The organism is Paenibacillus sp. 01T422, assembly GCF_056398785.1.
On record NZ_JBFTQB010000825.1, the window covers coordinates 1 to 4,077 of the forward strand.

Annotated in this window: 3 protein-coding genes and 1 pseudogene; all 4 read left to right on the forward strand. The window is 50.3% G+C overall.

Features of this window, described 5'->3' with window-relative positions; genetic code table 11:
- The first annotated feature begins 66 nt into the window (after positions 1 to 66).
- Positions 67 to 282, forward strand: coding sequence for a hypothetical protein (locus AC1DUA_RS31920; RefSeq protein ID WP_202556835.1), 216 nt, complete (start codon positions 67 to 69; stop codon positions 280 to 282).
- Between the two features lie 59 nt (positions 283 to 341).
- A pseudogene (locus AC1DUA_RS31925) lies at positions 342 to 2,368 on the forward strand (DEAD/DEAH box helicase).
- Complete coding sequence (locus AC1DUA_RS31930; protein WP_477503565.1) at positions 2,365 to 3,798, forward strand: ribonuclease H-like domain-containing protein; 1,434 nt, start codon at positions 2,365 to 2,367, stop codon at positions 3,796 to 3,798. The pseudogene AC1DUA_RS31925 and the gene AC1DUA_RS31930 overlap by 4 nt, the downstream one beginning before the upstream one ends.
- Positions 3,799 to 3,870: 72 nt before the next feature.
- A partial coding sequence (locus AC1DUA_RS31935) for a DNA-formamidopyrimidine glycosylase family protein (protein WP_477503566.1) occupies positions 3,871 to 4,077 on the forward strand: 207 nt, incomplete at its 3' end.

Sequence of the window (4,077 nt, forward strand, 5' to 3'; positions counted from 1 at the left end):
GTGTTATCTCTATTATGGCAAAGCTAGAAATTGTGAAATAAAGTACCGAGAGAGGTGCGAGGAACCGTGAATTTTACTAGTCATGATGTTGTGATCATTGAAAGAGCTTTGAGAACTGCGATGAAACATGATTTGGAAGAGCACCGTTCTAGAGATTATCAGGAAGTTTTGTTGAAAATGCAAGAAAGTGCTATCCAAGCCTTTCAAGTCAACGCCCCCGTTGCGATAGCTGATCACGAAGGGATTCGGTATGATTACGATGATTCATCCGATCTCATGTAGACATACGAACGTATATTCTGTAAAATGGAAGAAACGATATTGGTAAGGAGATTCGACGTATGAATCCTTTAACAGGCAAGGTTTCTTCCATGAACGAAATGATCGATTGGCTGCGCAAGCAACAAGACATCATGTCGCAAGTTACATATTGGCACACCATACCCCCGCGTGATCCGAAGCTGGCTGATTTTCCAGTGGGATTGCACGAGGGTATTCGGGTTGCGCTTCAACATAAGCATATTAACCAGTTATATACGCATCAAGCAGAGTCATTCCGTCAGGTAACGGCTGGACATCATGTGGTCACAGTGACGCCGACGGCATCAGGCAAAACGCTCTGCTACAATCTGCCGGTTTTGCAGAAGATTTTGGAGAACGATGCTTCCCGTGCGCTTTATTTATTCCCTACGAAGGCATTGGCACAAGATCAGGTTGCCGAACTGCAGGAAATGGTAGATTTCATGGAAGTAGATATCAAAACTCATACTTATGATGGTGATACACCACCAACGGTTAGACAAGCAATCCGGAATGCGGGACATATTGTTGTGACGAATCCGGATATGCTGCATTCGGCGATACTTCCTCACCATACCAAGTGGGTGAAGCTATTTGAGAACTTGAATTACATTGTGATTGATGAGGTGCATTCCTATCGCGGTGTGTTTGGCAGTCATGTAGCCAATGTGATTCGCAGGCTGAAACGSATTTGCCGATTCTATGGCTCGAAGCCGCAATTTATTTGCGCATCAGCGACGATTGAYAATCCGAAGGAGCATGCGGAGCGACTTATTGGCGAAAGCGTAGCGCTAATCGACAATAACGGAGCGCCGGCAGGCGAGAAGCACTTTGTTTTTTACAATCCGCCAGTGGTGAACCAGCAGCTGGGGATTCGTAGAAGCTCCGTCTTGGAGACGCGCAAGCTGGCAGGCACGCTGCTGCGAAGCGGAATCCAGACGATTGTTTTTGCAAGAAGCCGCGTGCGCGTGGAGATTTTGCTGACCTATCTGCAGGAGCTCGTGACCCACGAGCTGGGCAGCAAATCGATCCGCGGCTATCGCGGCGGGTATCTCCCGCGCCAGAGCAGGCGCGTATTCATCCTGACAATTTGATCATCCTCGTGGATCATGTGAAGTGTGCTGCTTATGAGCTTCCTTTTGAAGCGAATGAGAAGTTTGGCGATGAGTCGCTGACAGACGTTCTGGAGTATTTAACAGAAGAGCAGGTGCTTCATCAGGTGAATGACCGTTGGTACTGGATGGAGCAATCATTTCCAGCACATAACATTTCCTTGCGGTCTGCGGCACAAGAAAATTTCATTATTATCGATATGACCAATGCGAATCGCGTGATTGGGGAATGTGATCGTTTCAGCGCGCCGACCCTGATTCACGAAGAGGCGATTTATATCCATGAAGGCGTCCAGTTTCAAGTAGAGAAACTGGATTATGAAGAGAAGAAAGCGTTCGTCCGTCAAGTGGACGTGGACTATTTCACGGATGCCAGCTTGGCGGTGCAGCTGAAAGTGCTGCATGTGAACCGTGAAGGGCGGAGCGGCGGATTGCTGCGCCAGCTAGGAGAGGTTACGGTGAATGCCCAGCCTACAATTTTCAAGAAAATCCGGCTAAGGACACACGAGAACATAGGCTCTGGTCCTATCCGGTTACCGGAAGAGGAGCTGCATACCAGTTCTTACTGGTTCACCTTTGACGAAGAAATGGCAGCAGGCCGTTCAGCCAATGACATGCAGTATGCACTGCTAGGTATCGCGAATGTCCTATCTCATCTTGCGCCGCTTTATTTGATGTGCGATCCGATGGATATAAGAGTTGTCCCGCAGGTTAAGGCGGTGCATAACAAGCTGCCGACGGTGTTTTTCTATGACCGGTACCCGGGCGGCGTAGGATTAAGTGACCGGCTTTATGAGGTGCATGGTCAGCTCATGGATCAAGCGCGCGACCTTATCCGTAACTGCGGCTGCATTAGTGGCTGTCCGGCCTGCGTCGGGCCGATCGAAGAAGTGGGCTTGCTAGGGAAGAAGCTCGCCCTGGAGCTGCTGGCGCAGCTGGATGGCGGTGCCCGATGAGCGGGCTCCGCGAAAGGCTTGGCCGCCTGCGGGGACCCGGGGCTGCGCAGAGCGCTCCGCCGTCCGTGCCTGCGGCAGACGACGAATGGGCACAGCTCGGCGCCCATATCGAGACGAGCCCGGCAGGCTCGTTCGTCATGCGGCGCCGGGTGTACGGCACAGACAGCGTGCACGGCAAGTATCGGCTGCGGGAGCTGGCCGATTGCGCGCAGCAGCTGGTCTGCTTTCACGACCGCGACGCTGCCGTTCGGCATGACGCGTTGCTTTTCTTTGACACCGAGACGACGGGACTCGGTGTCGGCGCGGGCAACGTGCCGTTCATGGTCGGCATCGGCTATTACACCGATGAGCTGTTTACGGTGGAACAGCTTTTGATTCGCAATCCAGCGGAAGAGCAGGCCATGCTTGTGTATTTGCAAGAGCTGCTCGACCGCTTCACTCATATAGTTTCCTACAACGGTAGGACATTCGATTGGCCTATCTTGAAGAATCGCTATGTGCTTAATCGGCTCAAGCTCGACGATTCGAAGCTTCTACAATTAGATTTGCTGTACCCTTCCAGAAGCTTATGGCGGAATACGCTGCCCTCATGCCGTTTGAGCAAGGTCGAGGAGAGCCGACTAGGTTTTGAGCGCGTGGATGATGTTCCTGGCTCCATGGCGCCTGCCCTTTATTTTCAATACTTGGCAGAGAAGAATCCATCTGTCCTGCAAGGCGTGTTCGTTCATAATGAGCATGATATTGTCACATTGGCAGCTCTGGCGATCCATTTTTCCAAGCTGCTAAGCGGGGAAATAGAACCGATAACATCATCTGCGACTACAGAGCTTGAAGGTGAATCTGTAGTCGCAGAGAACACCACACTGTACCCCGAAATTGAATTGGAAGAACTGTATCGCACAGGTCTTTGGCTAGATAAAATGGATCGTTCTTCACGTGCAGAGACGTTCTTTGAAGACTTATTTTCGAGATTAATGAATGATCCAAAACCCGCAAATTCAACGGAACATGAATCGGCTATTCTCCAACTAGCTGCCTTTTACAAGAAAAAAGGTGAGTATTCCCGTGCCGTTGATCTGTGGAAACGCTGGATTCTTATCAAGAATGCAAGCCTCGCGTTGCAATTAGAGCCTTATTTGGAGCTGGCCATGTACTATGAGCATCGGGAGAGGAATTTGGCTCAAGCAATTTTTTATGCGGAGGAGGCTTGGGCCAAGCTATGGCGCAGGCGCTCCTTGCACCGTGGCGATCGGAAGCAGAATGAGATTGAGGAAGCATTAGAGAAGCGCATCAGCCGCTTAAAAAATAAAGTAAGGAAAACCGAGAACACAGCGGTCCGTGAAGGTTCCCTCCCAAGGCATGCTGAGCCAACAAGGAAAAGCAAAACTCGCAAGATAAAGCCGACATACGCGAGCGAAGGATTGATCTAAGTCTTGCTCGCAGCCGTTTACTTTCCCTATCATTTGGATATACAAGGTAGAAAAAGGCAAGGAGAATTTGTCATGCCCGAGCTTCCTGAGATGGAGACATATCGCCAGCAGTTAACRAGACTCGTCCAAAACTCGCCAATTACAGGGGCGGAAGTTACGCGTCCCAAATCTTTGAATGTGGATCCCGAGCGCTTCATCCAGAAGCTGACCGGCAATCGAATTGTACAAATTGAGCGCAGAGCGAAGCATTTACTTTTTCTTTTAGGTTCCGGTGAAGTC